The organism is Actinomyces sp. 594 (genome assembly GCF_019325145.1).
Lineage (GTDB): Bacteria > Actinomycetota > Actinomycetes > Actinomycetales > Actinomycetaceae > Actinomyces.
Genome location: NZ_PIZC01000031.1, coordinates 1 through 17,912, shown reverse-complemented (window position 1 = coordinate 17,912; position 17,912 = coordinate 1). Strand labels below are relative to the sequence as shown.

Below are 17,912 nucleotides of genomic sequence, written 5' to 3'. Positions count from 1 at the left end.
GGAACACGCGGTCGTACTCGCCAAATCGGCACCCACCGACAACAACCACCCGCACCGCAGCCCCGACCTCGACCACCCGCACCCTCAAAACAGAAGAGCCCTTATCCGCGAGCGTGTTATTTTCATCGGCATCATTGTTGGAACCTGAACGCTCTTGAGCATTGCTCGGTCACTAAGTGAAATGGCGCGCATGCTGCTGCATCAGGACGAGTCAAATAGATCGAGGCGCCAGCAGACTCGTTACAGGCGATGAGCCGCGGCTCCCGCGCAGAGACTCACGCACGCGCTTGTTAGCGCTCACAGTAGCACAGTGGCGTAGGTGCCTACGCGGCTGAAGCCCAGGCTGCGGTACAGGCCCAGGCCTGCGGTGTTGAAGGAGTTCACATACAGGCTCACCGCCCCGTCGGCGCCGACGTGGTCGCGGCGCACCGCGTCCACCGCGGCCGCGAGCGCGACCGTCCCGATGCCTCGCCCACGCAGGTCCGGGCGGGTCCATACGCCGGTCAGCTGCGCCACCGATCCGCCCGGCCGCTGCCACAGGGAGCCCACGTCGACCTTGAAGGCCACGGCCACTCCCCCGGAGGCGGCCGCACCCGGCGCGGCCGGACCGCCGGCGCCGTCGTCAAGCAGCACATAGCTGCGGCCGGAGGCGACCAGCCAGTTCACGTGCCGGGCGTAGGAGGAGCCGGAGGTGGTCGGGTCGTAGCCGAGCTCGCCGGTAAACATGGCGACGCTGGCCGGCAGCACCAGTGCCTCCTCCTCAGAGGTCGCGAGGCGCACGCCCGCAGCCGCCCAGGCCAGTCCGGGACGCCGTGACAGCGCCGCGCCGGCCAGCGTGCCGCCGACGCTCTGCGGCGCTACCAGCAGGGGCTGCTCCCAGCGCTCCTCACGCGAGTGCATGCCGGCCGCGGCCAAGTGCTCCCAGACGGCCTCCACATCCTGCGCCGGCCCCGCGACTGAGCCGTGGCTGGTCAACCGCTTGTAGGTGTGCTCCGCAAGCGCGTGGGCGACGTAGTCACCTGCACCGGGGTGTCCCAGTGCTGGTCGGGGCGCCAGGCCAAAGGGCATCAGTGAACCAGTAGCCCACGCGCCTGCCGCCGGGCGCCACCGGTCGTCCGCGACTACATCCCCCCGGGCCCATGCCGGCCAGCGCAGCACCTGGTGCGCCAGGGACACACCCGCAACGGGATCGATGGCGCACAGTTGCAGCAGCCCGCTCAACTGGCTCGGGTCAAGCGCGGTGAGCGGAGGCGGCAGGCGGCGGCCAAGTAGGTTCACGGGCAAGAAGCGTTCATCCAGCGGACGTGGTGCCTACCGCCCTCAGGCGGAGGCGACCACGCTCGGGGAAGTGCCGGCCAGGGCCTCCTCCCCGAACTCCGAGCGCATCTGCTCGGCCATGTCCTGGGCGTACTCCAGCAGCGTCTCAACCACCTGGTCCTCGGGAACGGTCTTGACCACCTTGCCGCGCACGAAGATCTGGCCCTTGCCGTTGCCCGAAGCACAGCCGAGGTCGGCCTCACGGGCCTCCCCGGGGCCATTGACCACGCATCCCATGACGGCCACGCGCAACGGCGCCGTCAGGTCCTTCAGGCCGTCCTCCACGGACTCGGCCAGCGACCACACGTCCACCTGGGCGCGCCCACACGACGGACAGGAGACGATCTCCAGCTTGCGCTCGCGCAGCCCCATGAACTCCAGCAGCTTGGTGCCGACCTTGACCTCCTCCACCGGCGGAGCGGACAGGGAGACGCGGATAGTGTCGCCGATGCCCTGCGCGAGCAGGGTCCCAAAGGCGGCGCAGGACTTGATGGTGCCCTGGAACGCGGGGCCGGCCTCGGTCACGCCCAGGTGCAGTGGCCAGTCCCCCCGCTCGCTGAGCAGCTGGTAGGCCTGCACCATGGTGACCACGTCGTGGTGCTTAACGGAGATCTTGAAATCGTGGAAGCCGCACTCCTCGAACAGGCTCGCCTCCCACACGGCGGACTCCACCAGCGCCTCGGGGGTGGCCTTGCCGTACTTCTTCAGCAGGCGCGGGTCCAGGGAGCCGGCGTTCACACCGATGCGCAGGGAGGTGCCGTGGTCGGAGGCGGCCTTGCAGATCTCGGCGACCTTGTCATCGAACTTGCGAATGTTGCCGGGGTTTACGCGCACGGCCCCACAGCCGGCCTCGATCGCCGCAAACACGTACTTGGGGTTGAAGTGGATATCGGCAATCACGGGGATGCGCGACTGCTTGGCGATCACCGGCAGGGCGGCGGCATCCTTGTCCGTGGGGCAGGCCACTCGCACGATGTCGCAGCCGGCCGCGGTCAGTTCCGCGATCTGCTGCAAGGTGGCGCCGATGTCGTGGGTTTTGGTGGTGGTCATCGACTGCACCGAGATCGGGGCATCACCTCCGACCTCGATATCACCGACACGGATCTTGCGAGTGGGCTTGCGCGGGGCCAGGACCGCGGGCTCCTCACGCACGGTCGGCATACCAAGGGAGATCGCTTCTGTCACGTCCCCAGTATGGCACCGGTGGCGTCTGGACGCCGTGCCGGTCGGATCACAGCGGCGTGCGTCCCGGGGTCGTCCGCTCCCCGCGGAAACTGCGCCTCCACCTAGATGGGTGCAACGATGTCCACCCAAATCAGGACCAGCGCCATGACGATCAGCAGGTAGAAGACCACCTGCCCCACCGGCAGCATCCTGGCGGTATCGGCATAGCCGGGATCGGGGTTGCCGCGGGCACGGGCCCACAGCCGGCGAAGGCCCTCCCAGCAGGCGCCGGCGACGTGCCCGCCGTCCAGCGGCAGCAGCGGTACGAGGTTGAAGGCGAACAGGGCCAGGTTCAGCGATCCGAGCAGGCTCAGCATGTAGAACAGGCGCATCGAGAAGGGCAGGCCCGCGTCCGTACCGGTGCCTGCGCTGGATACCTCCCCGGCGATGCGCCCCACCCCGACCAGGCTGACCAGTCCCTCAGCGTTGCGCTCCTCCAGGCCAAGTCCGGCGGCGACGGCGTGGTACAGGCCCGCCGGCAGGGTGGCAATCGCCTTCAGCGTCAGGCCGACGGCGGATCCCACCACCTGCGGGATCTCGCCCGGCGGCGTGCGCACCGTTCCCAATGCGGGGCCGATGCCCACGTAGGGGCGCAGCTGCTTGACAACCTCGCCCTCGGCATCGGTGGCGGGGACGCCGTCAGCGTTATAGACGGTGCGGGGCACCTCTACGGCGGTGACGGTCAGGGTCAGCTCCTGCCCGTCCCGCTTCACGACGACGACGGCGGGCTCGGTTCCGGCAGCACCAATGGCGGTCTGCACATCCGCCCAGGTGGAGGTGGTCTCGCCGTCCCAGGAGACGATCGTGTCTCCGGCCCGGAGCCCCGCTGCGGCTGCCGGGGAGGCGGGGTCGGCGTCGGTGCATGCGGCGCCGGCGTCGACGTCTGAGGATACGCACTCGGCCACCGAGGTAAGGGTGGAGGTGAGGGCGGGCTGGCCGATCACTCCCAGGGCGAGTGTCAGGCAGATGATGCCCAGGGCGAGGTTGGTGAGGATGCCGCCGGCCATGACCAGCAGCTTGCGGGGCGTGCTCAGGCGGTAGAAGGCGCGATCCTGCTCGTCGGGGCCGAGCTCGGCCAGGGACTCCGCACGGGCCTCGGCAACCATGGAGCCCGGCTTGTCCGGGTGGCCGGGCCGGGCGGGAGGCAGCATGCCCAGCAGCCGCACGTAGCCACCCAGCCAGATGGCCTTGATGCCGTACTCGGTCTCGCCGCGTCGTGTAGACCACAGCCTCGGGCCGAAGCCGATGAAGTACTCGGGCACCTTCACGCCGAAGTGCTTGGCTGGCAGCATGTGGCCCAGCTCGTGCAGGGCGACGGACAGGCCGATGCCGATTATGAGGATGACGATGCCCAGGATGTAGGCGAGGGTGTGGCTCAAGGGGTCTCCTGGTCGGCGGGTACGGTCAGCGGGTGCGGGCGGCGATCAGCTCGTCGGCGCGGGCGCGCGCCCAGGCGTCGGCGGCCAGCACGTCATCGAGTCCGGGCTCGGGCTGCCCGCAGTGGGCCTCCAGCACGGCGGCGTCGATGTCGACGATGTCCAGCCAGCGCAGGCGCCCGTCCAGGAAGGCGGCGACGGCCTGTTCGTTGGCGGCGTTCAGCACGGCGGGGTGAGTGGCGGAGGCGGCCACGGCCGCACGGGCGAGATCCACGGCCGGGAAGGTTTCGGCGTCCAGCGGCTCGAAGGCCCAGGCGGTCGACTCAGACCACGCTTGGGGGGTCACCAGGCCGGCCAGGTCGGGGCGGTGGGGCCAGGTCAGTCCCAGGGCGATGGGCAGCCGCATGTCCGGCGGGGAGGCTTGGGCGATGGTGGCGCCGTCAATGAACTCCACCATGGAGTGGACCACGGACTGGGGGTGCACCACCACGGTGATGTCTGCGGGGTGGACGTCGAACAGCAGGTGCGCTTCGATCAGTTCCAGGCCCTTGTTGACCAGGGTGGAGGAGTTCACGGTAACCACCGGGCCCATCGCCCACGTGGGATGCGCCAGTGCTTGGGCAGCGGTGACACCTGCGAGTTCGGCGCGGCGGCGGCCGCGGAAGGGCCCGCCGGAGGCGGTCAGGATAAGGCGCCGCACCTCACTGCGGCCGGTGAGGGTGGGGCTGGTCAAGCCCTTCTCGTGCACGCCGGAGCGCAGTGCCTGCGCGATGGCCGAGTGCTCGGAGTCGACGGGCACGACCTGCCCGGGGCGGCGCAGGGCCCGTTTCACCAGGGCGCCGCCCACCACCAGGGACTCCTTGTTGGCCAGGGCCAGGGTGGCGCCGGAGCGCAGGGCGGCCAGGGTGGGGGCTAGGCCCACCGAACCGGTGATGCCGTTGAGGACCACGTCCCCCTCCCCCACGCCTGCGGCGGCGATCAGGTCGGTGGCGGCATCGGGGCCGGTCAGGATCTCGGCGACGGGGTCGGGGCGGCCCGCGCGGGCGGCGGCGTCGGCCAGGGCGGCGCGCAGGCGGGATACGACGTCGGTGCCGGCGGCGGAGACGGCCAGGCGGGGCACGGCGTGCGTGACGGCCTGCGCGGCAAGCAGATCCAGGCGGCCGCCGCCCGCAGCCAGGCCGACCACGCGGGGCGTCGGCACCCGGCCGGGCTCGCCCGGGGCCCCGGGGTGGGCTCCCAGGTGGGCGATCACGTCGAGGGCCTGGGTGCCGATGGAGCCGGTGGAACCGAGTACGACTACGGCGCCGGAGCCCGCAGCTGTGGCAGTCACGCGCCCCTCACTCCACCGACAACAGGACCTCGACGGCCCGGGCGAGGAAACGGTCCACACTGGCCTCGTCGTAGGCCTTGTCCCCACGCGCTGCGGGGAACACGGCGGCACGCACCTGAGTGGAGGTCAGGGTGCCGTCGGAGTCGAAGTAGGCGGCGATGCGGTCCATGAGCGCGTCCACGGCCTGCTTGTCATACCCCTGCCTGGTGGCCGGCGCGAAGCGCTCACCGGCCGGGCGCAACAGCCGCGGGTACAGGGTGGTCGCCAGCTGCGCCACCTGGTCCATCCAGGCCTTGCGGCCGTTGGCGGCCACGTACTCGGCGCGGCGGCGCTGCAGGAAGGCGGCCTCGAGGCGGTCCAGTGCGGCGTCGACGGCATCGGGCCGGTAACCGCCGTGGACGATGTCGAAGGCAACCGTGCGCACCCCCTCGGAGTCCATCTCAGCCAGTTCGCCGGCGTCGTAGATCTCGTGGGCGGTCTCGAAGTAGCCGTCCACCTGCTCGACGCGGTAACCCTGCTTAAACAGGCCGACCTTGGGGAACATGTCGCTCATCGGGTGTGCGCCGCCCTTTCCTGGTTGAGCGCCTCGGTGGCCAGCTGGCCGCAGGCGCCGTCAATATCGCTGCCACGAGTATCCCGCACCGTGGTGGTGATGCCGGCGCGCCGGAGCGTGTCGACGAAGAGGTCCTGGACCTGCGGCTCGGAGCAGGTCCAGATGGAGCCGGGCGTCGGGTTCAGGGGGATGGGGTTCACGTGCGCCCAGCCGCGACCGCGGCGGTTGAGCTCATCGGCGAGCAGCTGGGCCCGCCAGGCGTGGTCGTTCATGTCCTTGATGAGGGCGTACTCGATGGACACGCGCCGTCCGGTGGCCTCGAAGTAGTCGTGGGCGGCGTCCAGTAGCTGCCCGACCTTCCACTTGGAGTTGACGGGAATGAGGGCGTCGCGCAGTTCGTCGTCGGGGGCGTGCAGGGACACGGCCAGGGTGACCGGCAGGCCCTCGCCCGCAAGCTTGCGGATCAGCGGTACCAGGCCCACGGTGGAGACGGTGACACCGCGGGCGGACAGACCGAAGCCCTCCGGGGCGGGGTCGATGATCCGGTGCAGCGCCGCCACCACGTTCTTGTAGTTGACCATGGGTTCACCCATGCCCATGAAGACGATGTTGGACAGGCGCGCGGGGCCACCGGTCAGGCCGCCCGCCTGTGACAGCGCCGCGGCATGGCGGATCTGCTCGACGATCTCGCCGGCGGAAAGGTTCCGGGTCAGGCCCATCTGGCCAGTGGCGCAGAAGGGGCAGGCCATACCGCAGCCGGCCTGGGAGGATACGCACAGCGTGGTGCGGTCCCGGTAGCGCATAAGCACGGACTCCACGCGCACGCCGTCGTGGAGGGCCCACAGGTGCTTGATCGTACGGCCACCGTCGGCGCGCAGGGCACGCACCTCGTGGATCAGGTCGGGCAGCAGCTCGCCGCACAGCTGCTCGCGCTGGGCTGCGGGCAGGTCCGTCATGTCAGCGGGTTCACGAGTGAAGTGCGTGAAGTAGTGGCGCGAGAGCTGGTCGGCGCGGAAGGCGGGCAGGCCGACCTCGCGCAGGGCCTGCTTGCGGCCCGCCAGGTCCAGGTCGGCCAGGTGCCGGGGGGACTTGCCGCGGGCCGGGGGCACGGCGAAGGACAGGCGGGGGCGGGCGTCAGGGCTGGTGGCGCCCTCGGGCGGCTGGTCGGTGGGCAGCACCTGGACGCGGCCACGGTCCGCAGGGCCGGGCGGGGGCGCGGGCGCGCGGCGGCGGTCATGTGCACCTTGGGCATCATGGATGGTGCGCACTGCGACCATGTCCTGTCTGTGCTCCTCTCCGTGATCTATGCTCAACTTTACTGGGCTCTGCTGTGTTTTTGCTGTGACCCGCGCCGCGGAACAGGCAACCGCAGGCGCGTACCGGCCGCGGAACGGGCGGCCGCTGGGGCAGCGTACTCGCGCCCGCTCACCGGTGCCACGGCGCTAGTCACAGTTCAAGACCGTGGTCGGCACCTGGGATGCGGCTACCTCACCCCACGAGCAGGCTGAACACGTAGACCACCGGCGCCGCCACCAGGATGGAGTCGAGCCGATCCATCAGGCCGCCATGCCCAGGCAGAAGGGTGCCCATGTCCTTCAGCCCAAGGTCGCGCTTGAGCAGGGACTCCCCCAGGTCGCCCAGGGTGGAGACCACCACGACGGTGGCGCCCAGCGCCGCGCCGGCCGCCGGCGGTCCTCCCAGCGCCCACAGGCAGACCACACCAGCACCAACCGCGGCAACCAGTGAACCGGCAAAGCCCTCCCATGACTTCTTCGGCGACACGCGGGGCGCCATCGGGTGCTTGCCGAAGTTAATGCCGGCCAGCCAGCCTCCAGTGTCATTCGCGGCCGGCAGGGCGATCAGTGTGAGGACCTTGCCGACCCCGTGCGGCTGGGCCGCCAGCAGTACCGCGAATCCCGCCAAGAAGGGCAGGTACGTGGCGGCGAACACGGAGGCGGAGGCGTTAACGGAGCGGGAGCGGCGTACGGCGTCGTGTGCCTCCGTGCGCAGCACGTCATGTCCGGACTCCTCCAGGACTGTGCCGGACTCCGCCTCGGCCTGGTCCAGGAAGCACCACAGCACACAGGCGCCGGCAGTGGCGATATACGCCCCCAGGGCAACTTCCGCACCCGCATTCCAGGCGCTCACCGCGACCCCGAGCGTGCCGATCCACAAGGGTGCGAGTGGCAGGCGGATCCCCTTGCGCGCGAATGCCCCTGCCAGTTCCCACAGGGCCCCGCACACCGCCAGGACCACCACGCCCACAAAGGCGGCCTTGTTGAAGACCAGCGACGCCAGGACCGCCCCTACCAGGACGACGGCGACCCCGATGGCGGCGGGCAGATTACGCCCGGCCCTGCCGGTGGCGGGCAGGGGGGCGCGGTTGCGCGTAGGCGGCGGGTTGAGCAGGTTGGAAAGCAGACTCACGGTTGGGGTTGGGTCACTGGGGAGGGCGGAATCAGACCTCGAGGAGCTCAGACTCCTTCGCTGCCAGGGCGGCGTCGATCTGCTCCACGTAGCGCTTGGTCAGGCCGTCCAGCTCCCCCTCGGCGCGCTTGACGTCATCCTCGCCGGCCTCGCCGTCGCGCTTGATGGCCTCCAGCTCCTTCTTGGCCTTGGCACGCACACCACGAACCTGCACCCGGGACTCCTCGGCGCGGGAGCGGGCGAGCTTGACGTAGTCGCGGCGGCGCTCCTCCGTCAGCACTGGCAGGGTCACGCGGATAACAGTGCCGTCGTCGGTGGGGTTGACACCCAGGTCGGACTCGCGGATCGCGGTGACGATCTCCTTCATGGCGCCGCGGTCGTACGGGCTGACGATCACTGAGCGGGCCTCGGGGATAGTGATGGAGGCGAGCTGCTGCAGGGGTGTGGGAGCCCCGTAGTAGTCGACCATGATCCCGTTGAACATGGACGGGTTGGCGCGGCCGGTGCGGATGGCGGCGAGCTCGTGCTTGCCGGCCTCCAGGGCCTTGTCCATCTTGTCCTCGGCATCAAGCATGACATCGTCGATCATGGTGGGTTCCTTCGGTAATTCGCAGAAGTTGTTTGCAGATCTTGTTTGCAGAAGTTGTTTGCGGAGGCTGTTGCGGCGCCTTGCTGCGAGGCGCTCGAGCGCGTCGGCAACGGTGCCGAGGCCCCAGCGGCTCAGTCGAGAGTGACGAGGGTGCCGATATCCTCCCCCATCAGGGCGCGGGTGATGTTTCCCGACTCGCCCATGCCGAACACGCGCATGGTCAGCGCATTATCACGGCTGAGCGCAAAGGCCGAGGCGTCGGCCACTTGCAGCCCGTCGGCCAGGGCGCGACCGTAGGTGAGCCGGTCTAGCTTGACGGCGTTGGGATCGCGGCGCGGATCGGCGGTGTACACGCCGTCGACCCCGTTCTTACCAACCAGCAGCTCGTCGCAGTGGGTCTCCAGTGCGCGCTGGGCGGCGACGGTGTCAGTTGAGAAGTAGGGCATGCCCGCTCCGGCTCCGAACACCACAGCACGGCCCTTCTCCATGTGGCGGATGGCGCGCAGCGGGATGTAGGGCTCGGCCACCTGGGTCATGGTGATCGCTGACTGCACGCGCGCCGGCACTCCGGCCTTCTCGATGAAGTCCTGCAGCGCCAGGGCGTTCATCACCGTCCCGAGCATGCCCATGTAGTCGGCACGGGCGCGGTCCATGCCGCGAGCGGACAGTTCCGCGCCGCGGAAGAAGTTCCCGCCGCCGACGACGATCGCCACCTGCACGCCCTGCTTGATGGCGGTGGCGATCTGCCCGGCGGCGTCGGCGACGACATCGGCGTCCAGGCCCACCGATCCTCCGCCGAACACCTCGCCGGAGAGCTTGAGCAGCACCCGACGGGGGTGTGTGCCGTGAGCGATGCGATCGTCGCGTTCTGGGGACTCACTCATGCGTATTGCCTCCTGGCGGGGTGCGGACGGTTCGGCGGCTCGCGCGTCAGCGCTCGGCACAGCCTACCGTGCCGTAGCCGTCCTCCGTCGGCGATGAGCGGACCGGGTCGCACGTGAGCCTCGGAGAACAGCGGTGGGGCCCGTGAGCGCAGTGCTCACGGGCCCCACCGCACGCACCCCGCAGCGTGCGGGAGTGCCGGGGATTGTCGCCTTAAGACTCAGGCGCCGACGCGGAAGCGGACGAAGCCGGTCAGCTTGCCGCCGGTAGCCGCGATGACCTTGCCGACCGTGGTCTTGGGGTCCTTGGCGTAGGCCTGGTCCACCAGGCAGTTCTCCTTGTAGAAGCCGTTCATGCGGCCCTCGACGATCTTCGGGATGGCCTTCTCCGGCTTGCCCTCGGCGCGAGTGGTCTCCTCGGCGATGGCGCGCTCCTTGTCCACGACCTCGGCCGGGACGGAGTCGCGGTCCAGGTACAGCGGGGAGTAGGCGGCCACGTGCATGGCGACGTCGTGGGCGACCTCGCCGGCCGCGGCGTCGGTACCGACCAGCACACCCACCTGCGCGGGCAGGTCGGGGTTGGTGCGGTGCAGGTACAGCTCGACGTGGTCGGCGGCCAGGCGGCCGACGCGGCGCACGACGATCTTCTCGCCGATGACGGCCTGCATGGAGTCGGTGAGCTCCTTGACAGTGGTGCCGTCGACGGCGATCTCGGCCAGCGCCTCCGCGGTCTCGGCGCCGGAGTCGATGGCTGCGGAGAGGACCTTCTCGGCGAAGTCGAGGAACTTCTCGTTCTTGGCCACGAAGTCGGTCTCGGCGTTGATCTCCACCAGGACGCCCACCTGGGCCCCGTCGGCGTCGACCACCTTGGCGGCGACCAGGCCGGCGGAGGCGGAACGACCCTCGCGCTTGGCGATGCCCTTCAGGCCCTTGACGCGAATGATCTCGATGGCCTTCTCGGCGTCACCGTTCGCCTCGTCGAGCGCCTTCTTGACGTCGAGCATGCCGGCGCCGGTCTTCTCGCGCAGCGCCTTGATGTCAGCGGTGGTGTAGTTGGGCATGGATATCTCCTGAAATTGCTGAGATTGGAGTGAACGGGCGGCTGCTGGAATCAGGCCTGCTCGGCGGGAGCAGGCTCGCTATCCGAGGGAGCCGCCGGGGCTTCACTCACGGTGGCCGCGGCAGGCTCCTCGCTCGCGGCGGCGTCGGCGTTCTCGGCGCCGGCCAGCAGCTGCGCCTCCCACTCGGGCAGCGGCTCCGCCTCGGCGGCAGGAACCTCGGCCTCCTCACCGGTGCGGGCGCGGCCGGCGGACCGGGAGACCAGCCCCTCCGCGACGGCATCGGCCATGATGCGGGTCAGCAGGGTGACGGAGCGGATGGCGTCGTCATTGCCGGGGACGGCGTAGGTGACCTCGTCGGGGTCGCAGTTGGTGTCAAGCACGGCTACCACGGGGATGCCCAGCTTCTGCGCCTCGGAGATGGCCAGGTGCTCCTTCTTGGTGTCCACCACCCAGATGGCGGCCGGCGGCTTGGCCATGTCGCGGATGCCGCCGAGGGTCTTGACGAGCTTGTCCTTCTCGCGGCGCATCATGAGCAGTTCCTTCTTGGTGCGGCCGGAGCCGGCCACGTCGTCGAAGTCGATCTGCTCGAGTTCCTTCATACGGTCCAGGCGCCCGCGCACGGTGGCGAAGTTGGTGAGCATGCCGCCCAGCCAGCGCTGGTTGACGTAGGGCATGCCGACACGCTGCGCCTGCTCGGCCACGGCGGCCTGCGCCTGGGTCTTGGTGCCGACGAACAGGATGTTGCCGCCGCGGGCGACAGTCTCCTTGATGAAGTCGTAGGCGGTGTTGATGCCGTCAACCGACTGCTGCAGGTCGATGATGTAGATGCCGTTGCGCTCCGTGAGGATGAACCGCTTCATCTTGGGGTTCCAACGGCGAGTCTGGTGGCCGAAGTGGACACCGTTCTCAAGCAGCTGGCGCATGGTCACAATCGCCATGAGGGTCCTTTCAGGCGCGCCCGGCGGGCGCGCAGGTCGGGGGACGCCCGCGGCTCGGCCGGGACGCCCGTTTATGGTTGGTTGCTCCCCGTTGACCGGAGGCCCCGTGGGCGGGGCGCGGCTGCCCGGAGCCCGGGCATGGGGCCTGGTGCCCGCGGCGCCCGGCCACCCGCAGTGCTTACGCAGTGCGGGACCTCGGCCATGGCGCCCGAAAGGACGTTCCCGCCCCACCGATGGCGGAGCGGGCGCGGACACGCGAAGTCAGCCTCGCACCGGCCCGGCAGAATGCTCCGAGCCCGCGCAGGGCTGCGGGCGCGAGGTTATCACAGCACCACTGCAGCGCCAGCGGGTATCTGACCCCCGCCGCTCCCAAGCCCCCGGCCGACCTAGTGCAGCCATGGCCGACTCGTCGGCGGGGGCAACGCACCGGTGTCCACAGGCCCGGTTGGAAGCAGGCAACCAGGCCAGTTATTCACAGGCGGACGGTCGCGCAGATGCGCTCCGCCGCGCACCGACGCACCCTGAGGTCATGAGCAACTTCACAGCAACCGCCCCCGGCGCCAACGACTCCACTCCACGCGTCCCCACCGCAGCCGCCGACTCGGAAGGCAGCAGCGGGCGCACTACCACCCGGCCCGATGGCGCCACTGTGGACGCCCGCTCCCGCCGTGGGACGGGGCTTCCGCGCCCGGGCGGGTGGCGCCGGTCGGCCCGGAGCCTGGCCGTGGCCGTCGCCGCAACGGCCGTTGGCACCGCCCTGGCCCTGGCGCCGACGCCAGCCGCACCCGCGGCAGCAGCCGGGGCCGCACCACGGCCAGTGGTCATGGCCTGGCGGGGCGGCGACCCGAAGCCGCCGCAGGCCTTTGCGGCCGGGACCGCGGCGGAACCCGCGGGGCCGCTGCTCGGGGTCGTGGCCACAAGGGTGCACTACGCCTGGCCGACGGGCATGGCGACGACGGTGCTGGCCGACTTCGATCCGCCGGCAGTGGTATGGGGCTCCGGGCACCGGGGCGTGGACCTGGCGCTGGCGGCGGGCTCGCAGGTGCTGGCGGCCGCGGACGGGACGGTCGCCTTCGCGGGGATGGTGGCCGGCCGACCGGTGGTGTCCATCGACCATGCCGACGGCATCCGCACCACCTATGAGCCGGTGGACCCCTGCGTAAAGGCCGGCGAGGTCGTAGCGCGCGGCCAAGTGATCGGTACGCTGCAGCCCGGTCACCGCGCCGACGGCGCCGATGCCCTGCACTGGGGTGCCCGCACCGGCCCGAAGACCTACGTCAACCCGCTGCGCCTGCTTCAGCCCGCGGTGATACGCCTGAAGCCGCTGAGCTGATTGCAGCCCGACCCGCCGCCCCTCCCGGAACTCTGTCGGCCAGGGTCGGTCTCGCCGGCTCGGTGGGCTCTGCCGTCAGGCCCGCGGGAAGGCCTGGGCGTAGACGGCGCGCAGGCGCTCGGCGGATACGTGCGTGTAGCGCTGGGTGGTGGCCAGCGAGGAGTGCCCCAGCAGTTCCTGCACGCTGCGCAGGTCCGCTCCCCCGCTGAGCACGTGGGTGGCCGCGGAGTGGCGCAGACCGTGGGGGCCCAGGTCCGGCACGCCGGCGCTGGCGGCCGTGCGGTGGACAATCTCGCGTACGGCCCGCGGCCCGATGCGGCGACCGCGGGCGCCCAGGAACAGGGCCGCCCCGGCGTCGGCGGCGGCTACGGCGGGCCGCACGTCCGCCCAGTCCTCCAGGGCCGCGGCGGCGGGCCCGCCATAGGGCACCGTGCGCTCCTTGTCGCCCTTGCCCAAGACCCGCATGGTGCGACGCGCAGCGTCCACGTCCCCCAGGTTCAGGGCGCACAGTTCGGAAACACGCACGCCGGTGGCGTACAGCACCTCCAGAATCGCCCGGTCGCGCAGTGCCAGCGCCCTGGCCATGCCGGCATCGGCGTCGTCGCCGGCTGTGTCCCCGGCTGCGGCGACGGCGTCGGCCGCCGCATCCAGCAGGGCGGCGGCCTGCGCGGGGGTGAGCACGGCGGGCAGGCGAGCGTCGGCGCGGGGCGAGCGCAGGCGGGCGGCGACGTCGGCCTGCAGCAGTCCGCTGCGGTAGGCCCAGTTGGAGAAGGTGCGGCAGGCGGCGGCGCGGCGGGCCAGGGTGGCGCGGGCCGCGCCGTCGGCGGACATGGTGGCCAGCCAGGCGCGCAGGTCCGGCAGGTCCAGGGTGCCGAGGGCGGGTCCCACGGGTTCGTCGTCTTCCTCGCCGACGCCCAGGAAGGTCAGCAGCTCCGCCAGGTCACCGAGGTAGGCGCGCACCGTGTGCACCGACAGGCCACGCTGCAGGTCCAGGTAGCGGGCGAATGCGTCCAGCAGCTCGGCTCGGGTGGCGCATCCACTCGCGGCCTCCGACCTCATCTGCCGTCCCTCCGCCTCGGGCGCAGAGGATGCCTGATCAGCCTGGGAATCCGCGCGCACGTCATCAGTCTAGTGACTCTTCTGGTTTGAGGATGTGGGTGGGACGCGGCTCGGTCCGCGAGAGCGGTGCCGCGACCGGCATTGTCACTATTGGGGGCAAATGGCTTTGGAACACCGGCCCTCGATTTCTGAGTCGTTGGAATCATGCGGCTTCAAGATTGGCGACTGGACCGGCGGCAGGCGTTTGTCCCGGATTCGGACATTTTTCTCCCCTGACAGGCCGGGGAACACGTGAACAGGCCCGGTGTCCGGCTCACGGACCGGCCTTGCCCCTGCCATATTGCCTCCGTAGCATACTTGTACGTGCACCCCCGCCGGGTGCCGAATGGGCACACGCCATCGGCTCGGGAGGACTCATGTCGGCAGTTATTGCTACCCATGCGCTACACAAGCGGTTCGGGGACGTGCACGCGGTGCGGGGGATCGATCTACAGGTGGAGCGCGGCTGCGTGTACGGATTGATCGGTCCCAATGGGGCGGGGAAGACCACGGTGCTGCGCATGCTGCTCGGCATCATGCGCCCCACCAGTGGCACTATCTCGGTGCTCGGTGCCTCGCCCGCGACCGACCGCCCACAGTTGCGCCGCCGGATCGGCTTCCTGCCGGGCGAGCTCAACCTCGGCGAGCGCACCAGCGGCGCCGCACTACTGCGCCACCTGGCCGAGCTCAGTGGTCCGGTCGCCCCAGGTCGGATCGAGGGCCTGGCCGAACGCCTCGACCTTGACCTGAGTCGTCCGGTGCGGTCACTTTCTAAGGGAAACCGGCAGAAGCTCGGGCTGATCCAGGCGTTCATGCACTCCCCCGAGCTGTTAATCCTCGATGAGCCGACCAGCGGCCTGGACCCGCTCATGCAGCGCGAGTTCCTGGGCCTGGTGCGCGAGGCGCGCGACGCCGGGCGAACCGTGCTGCTCAGCTCTCATATCCTCAGCGAGATCCAGCATGCCGCTGATGCGGCCGCCGTGCTGTCCCACGGAAGCATTGTGGCCGAGGGCGAGGTCTCCACCCTGCGTCCGGCGGCCGTGTCCCGAGTGCGCGCGGTGCTCAGTGAGGTGACCGCGCAGGAGATTCGCGTCGGCCTGGCAGATCCCGGGATCTTGAGTGATCTGCAGATTGAGCCGGCACCGGGCAATCAGTTGCGCATTCAGGGAACGTTCCGCGGACCGGCGGACGAGCTCGTCAAGGGCCTGTCACGATTCACGGTTCAGGAGCTCACGATCGAAGAACCCGATCTGGAGGAGTCGATTCTCAACCTGTACGCCCAGGAGGAACCCGCATGATCACCTCCCGACCGACGGTCTCCCGACCCCGCGCCACCGCGCCGATACTGCGTCGGCACCTCGCCGAGGGCGCCCGCTCGCTGCTCGGCTGGAGCGTTGCACTCGCGGCGGTGCTGGCGCTGTACCTGCCGGTCTACCGGTCGTTGCAGACGCCCGAACTCGCGGACATCCTCGACGCCTTGCCCGCGCAGCTCGTGTCCGTCCTGGGATACGACCAGATCGCCACGGGTGCGGGCTATGCCCAGGCGACCTTCTTCGGTCTGCTCGGATTCGTCCTTGCAGCCATCGCCGCCACCGCCTGGGGCGCGCACCTCATCGCGGGCGCGGAGGAGAGCGGACGCCTGGAGCTCACGCTCGCCCACGCCGTGGGCCGCGTGCAGTACGCGGCCCAGACCGCAGCCGCACTGGTTCTACGGGTGCTCGGGCTCTCCCTCGTCACGGTGGCTGTGCTGCTGGCGCTCAACCCAGTCGCAGAGCTGGGGCTGTCCACCGCCAATGTGCTGGCTGCTACCGCCTCCTGGGCGGGTCTCGCCGTGCTCTGTGGAACTTCCGCGCTGGCGGTCGGCGCGCTGACGGGACGGAGTGCCTGGTCGCTCGGTGCCGGCGCCACGGTGGCTGCGCTCGGCTATGCACTAAACGCAGTCTCCGGCATGTCCACCGGTCTGGACTGGCTTGCGCACCTGTCACCCTATTACTGGGCATTCGGCGAACGCCCTCTGAGCAATGGCTTTGACTGGGGCGGCCTGGCACTGCTGTGGGGGCTCAGCGCCCTGCTGGCCGCAGTTGCCTGTATGGCCCTGTCGCGCCGCGACATCGGCCGGTGAGACAGGGGAGCGTCCGGCTACCACTGCGCGCCGCGGCGCCTAGGACCAGGGCGGAGGCCACGGGCGGGAGGATCCGGCGGTGGCCTGCTTGCGCAGCACGGGCAGATCCGGCCCGGCACAAGCACGCGCCGCACGCTCAGTCCCAGTACGCTTCCACAGAAACGGCGTAATCACGCGGAAAGCGCACAAGCCGAGAACCAGCCCAACCACCTCCAGCGTGCCGCAACCCCCGCGGCGCACGCTGGAGCTGGCCAACCCCCACCAACCCAAAACCAAGAACACCGAAATACCAAGCAAAACCCGCCAACCGGCCAGAGCGCCAAAACAACTGAGCGTGCACCACACCCAAGACCACCCAACCGACCCCACCCCAACCGCAGGCACGACGGATTGGGGACGCGCTGGCCCCTGCGCTTAATCCAGGTTGCGTGGTTCTGTCCCGCTGTGGCGCCGGGCGCTGAGGCATATCGGAGCAAGGCCTGGGGTAGGCGCGCGCAATCGGCTCGACGCCCGGCGCAAACGGGCACCGCACTCACCGGCGCCCGCGGGCGCGGCGCCAGGCGGCACCACGGCGCTCCACCCGGCCTTCGAGCTCCAGCAGTCCCAGGGCGGCGATGGTCTCGTGCTCGCTCAGCCCCGCCGCCCGCGCGACCGAGTCCACGCTGGCATCGGCGCGGGCCGGCAGCGCATCCATGACTACAGCCGCAGGCCCATCCAGGCCGTCGAGCAGCCCGGATCCCGCGTTGGCCGGGTCCGCGGCCTTGCTGCCGTCGGGGTCGGTGGTCCCCAGGGGTGCGACCAGCTCCAGTGCCTCGTCAGCATCGGTGACACAGACGGCCCCCTGGCGCAGCAGCCGATGGCAGCCCACCGATGCCATAGAGGTCACCGGTCCCGGCACGGCCCCCACCGGTCTGCCTACCTCCATGGCGTGGTGGGCGGTGGACAGGGCTCCGGAACGCCAGGCGGCCTCCACGACGACCGTGGCGTCGCTCATGGCGGCGATCAACCGGTTGCGAGTCAGGAAGCGGTGGCGGCCGGGCTGGCAGCCGGGCGGTACCTCCGCCACCAGGGCTCCATTGGCTATGACCTCCTCCAGCACGTCGGCGTTGCCGGCCGGGTAGAGACGATCCACTCCCCCGGCGGACACGGACACGGTGGCACCGGTACGCAGGGCACCACGGTGGGCGGCGGCGTCAATGCCGAAGGCGCCCCCGGAGATGACCACGACTCCCCCTGCCGCCAGGCCACTGGCCATATCGGTGGTCACGTGCTCGCCGTAGTCGGTGGAGGCGCGCGCCCCGACCAGGGCGAGTGCGCGCCCCGTGCCCGGCCCGGCGGGCACCAGGTCCTCACGCATTCGTGGTGTGTCAAGAGCAACGTCGCCAACCTGCTCGGTACTACAGCGGGAAACGAGCAGGGCGGGATCGCCGCGGACCCACAGGCAGTGGGGTGGGCGCTCCAGGTCGTTCAGCCCCGCCGGCCACCACGGGTCGCCGGGCAGAATCAGGCTACCGCCCAAGCGTTCCAGCACGTCCAACTCGCGGCGGATGTCCAGGCCCCGCAGGCGCGGCGCCCAGCGGCCGGCGGCCACGGCCCAGTCGGCGCCGGCACGGCCGGCATCCCCACGGGGCGGCAGCGGCGGACGCGGTGCGGGCCGGGGTCG

The 17,912-nt window shown here is 70.4% G+C and carries 16 protein-coding genes; 3 read left to right on the top strand and 13 right to left on the bottom strand.

The features are described from left to right. Nucleotides 1–297 precede the first annotated feature (297 nt). The 11 genes from GZ998_RS04200 to rpsB form a co-directional block, all read right to left on the bottom strand. Nucleotides 298–1,278, bottom strand: coding sequence for a GNAT family N-acetyltransferase (locus GZ998_RS04200; protein WP_308807157.1), 981 nt, complete (start codon nt 1,276–1,278; stop codon nt 298–300). Nucleotides 1,279–1,320: 42 nt separating this feature from the next. Then, a complete protein-coding gene (gene ispG, locus GZ998_RS04195; protein ID WP_219109122.1) occupies nt 1,321–2,502 on the bottom strand; it encodes a flavodoxin-dependent (E)-4-hydroxy-3-methylbut-2-enyl-diphosphate synthase in 1,182 nt (393 codons plus the stop codon). A gap of 101 nt (nt 2,503–2,603) precedes the next feature. Beyond that, on the bottom strand, nt 2,604–3,920 hold the full coding sequence (locus tag GZ998_RS04190; protein ID WP_219109121.1) for an RIP metalloprotease: 1,317 nt from the start codon (nt 3,918–3,920) through the stop codon (nt 2,604–2,606). Nucleotides 3,921–3,945: 25 nt separating this feature from the next. Beyond that, entirely contained in the window at nt 3,946–5,247 is a 1,302-nt protein-coding gene (gene dxr, locus GZ998_RS04185; protein ID WP_219109120.1) for a 1-deoxy-D-xylulose-5-phosphate reductoisomerase, read from the bottom strand. A 7-nt stretch (nt 5,248–5,254) separates the two neighbouring features. Next, the gene (locus GZ998_RS04180) at nt 5,255–5,800 is read right to left on the bottom strand and encodes a DivIVA domain-containing protein (RefSeq protein ID WP_219109119.1); all 546 of its coding nucleotides are present in this window, start codon (nt 5,798–5,800) and stop codon (nt 5,255–5,257) included. Continuing rightward, entirely contained in the window at nt 5,797–7,077 is a 1,281-nt protein-coding gene (gene rlmN, locus GZ998_RS04175) for a 23S rRNA (adenine(2503)-C(2))-methyltransferase RlmN (protein ID WP_219109118.1), read from the bottom strand. The genes GZ998_RS04180 and rlmN overlap by 4 nt, the downstream gene beginning before the upstream one ends. Nucleotides 7,078–7,288: 211 nt before the next feature. After that, complete coding sequence (locus GZ998_RS04170; RefSeq protein WP_219109117.1) at nt 7,289–8,227, bottom strand: phosphatidate cytidylyltransferase; 939 nt, start codon at nt 8,225–8,227, stop codon at nt 7,289–7,291. A 31-nt stretch (nt 8,228–8,258) separates the two neighbouring features. Beyond that, nucleotides 8,259–8,816 carry a ribosome recycling factor gene (frr, locus tag GZ998_RS04165; protein ID WP_161924394.1) on the bottom strand — a complete coding sequence of 186 codons (558 nt, stop codon included), beginning with the start codon at nt 8,814–8,816 and terminating at the stop codon, nt 8,259–8,261. A gap of 131 nt (nt 8,817–8,947) precedes the next feature. After that, complete coding sequence (gene pyrH, locus GZ998_RS04160) at nt 8,948–9,700, bottom strand: UMP kinase (RefSeq protein WP_161924395.1); 753 nt, start codon at nt 9,698–9,700, stop codon at nt 8,948–8,950. A 218-nt stretch (nt 9,701–9,918) separates the two neighbouring features. After that, nucleotides 9,919–10,758: a translation elongation factor Ts gene (gene tsf, locus GZ998_RS04155; protein WP_219109116.1), complete on the bottom strand. Its 840-nt coding sequence runs from the start codon at nt 10,756–10,758 to the stop codon at nt 9,919–9,921. A gap of 50 nt (nt 10,759–10,808) precedes the next feature. Continuing rightward, a complete protein-coding gene (gene rpsB / locus GZ998_RS04150; RefSeq protein WP_161924397.1) occupies nt 10,809–11,696 on the bottom strand; it encodes a 30S ribosomal protein S2 in 888 nt (295 codons plus the stop codon). A gap of 529 nt (nt 11,697–12,225) precedes the next feature. Between rpsB and GZ998_RS13000 the strand changes: the two genes are divergently transcribed. Beyond that, complete coding sequence (locus GZ998_RS13000) at nt 12,226–13,029, top strand: M23 family metallopeptidase (RefSeq protein ID WP_257505043.1); 804 nt, start codon at nt 12,226–12,228, stop codon at nt 13,027–13,029. Nucleotides 13,030–13,104: 75 nt separating this feature from the next. Here the strand turns inward: GZ998_RS13000 and GZ998_RS04140 are convergent, their stop codons facing one another. Further along, nucleotides 13,105–14,088, bottom strand: a complete 984-nt coding sequence (locus GZ998_RS04140; RefSeq protein WP_219109129.1) for a tyrosine recombinase XerC — start codon at nt 14,086–14,088, stop codon at nt 13,105–13,107. 416 nt (nt 14,089–14,504) lie between these two features. Here GZ998_RS04140 and GZ998_RS04135 point away from each other — a divergent pair, with 416 nt between their 5' ends. Together GZ998_RS04135 and GZ998_RS04130 are read left to right on the top strand one after the other, a co-directional pair. Beyond that, nucleotides 14,505–15,425, top strand: coding sequence for an ABC transporter ATP-binding protein (locus GZ998_RS04135; RefSeq protein WP_219109115.1), 921 nt, complete (start codon nt 14,505–14,507; stop codon nt 15,423–15,425). Next, nucleotides 15,422–16,249, top strand: a complete 828-nt coding sequence (locus GZ998_RS04130; protein WP_219109114.1) for an ABC transporter permease subunit — start codon at nt 15,422–15,424, stop codon at nt 16,247–16,249. Before GZ998_RS04135 ends, GZ998_RS04130 begins: the two co-directional genes overlap by 4 nt. A gap of 532 nt (nt 16,250–16,781) precedes the next feature. Here the strand turns inward: GZ998_RS04130 and GZ998_RS04125 are convergent. Then, a partial coding sequence (locus tag GZ998_RS04125; RefSeq protein WP_219109113.1) for a DNA-processing protein DprA occupies nt 16,782–17,912 on the bottom strand: 1,131 nt, incomplete at its 5' end.

Bases quoted from the DNA above. Each gene is read 5' to 3' on its own strand.
- GZ998_RS04180 (WP_219109119.1), bottom strand. From the start codon at position 5,800: ATGAGCGACATGTTCCCCAAGGTCGGCCTGTTTAAGCAGGGTTACCGC.
- rlmN (WP_219109118.1), bottom strand. From the start codon at position 7,077: ATGGTCGCAGTGCGCACCATCCATGATGCCCAAGGTGCACATGACCGC.
- frr (WP_161924394.1), bottom strand. From the start codon at position 8,816: ATGATCGACGATGTCATGCTTGATGCCGAGGACAAGATGGACAAGGCC.
- pyrH (WP_161924395.1), bottom strand. From the start codon at position 9,700: ATGAGTGAGTCCCCAGAACGCGACGATCGCATCGCTCACGGCACACAC.
- tsf (WP_219109116.1), bottom strand. From the start codon at position 10,758: ATGCCCAACTACACCACCGCTGACATCAAGGCGCTGCGCGAGAAGACC.
- rpsB (WP_161924397.1), bottom strand. From the start codon at position 11,696: ATGGCGATTGTGACCATGCGCCAGCTGCTTGAGAACGGTGTCCACTTC.
- GZ998_RS13000 (WP_257505043.1), top strand. From the start codon at position 12,226: ATGAGCAACTTCACAGCAACCGCCCCCGGCGCCAACGACTCCACTCCA.
- GZ998_RS04140 (WP_219109129.1), bottom strand. From the start codon at position 14,088: ATGAGGTCGGAGGCCGCGAGTGGATGCGCCACCCGAGCCGAGCTGCTG.
- GZ998_RS04135 (WP_219109115.1), top strand. From the start codon at position 14,505: ATGTCGGCAGTTATTGCTACCCATGCGCTACACAAGCGGTTCGGGGAC.
- GZ998_RS04130 (WP_219109114.1), top strand. From the start codon at position 15,422: ATGATCACCTCCCGACCGACGGTCTCCCGACCCCGCGCCACCGCGCCG.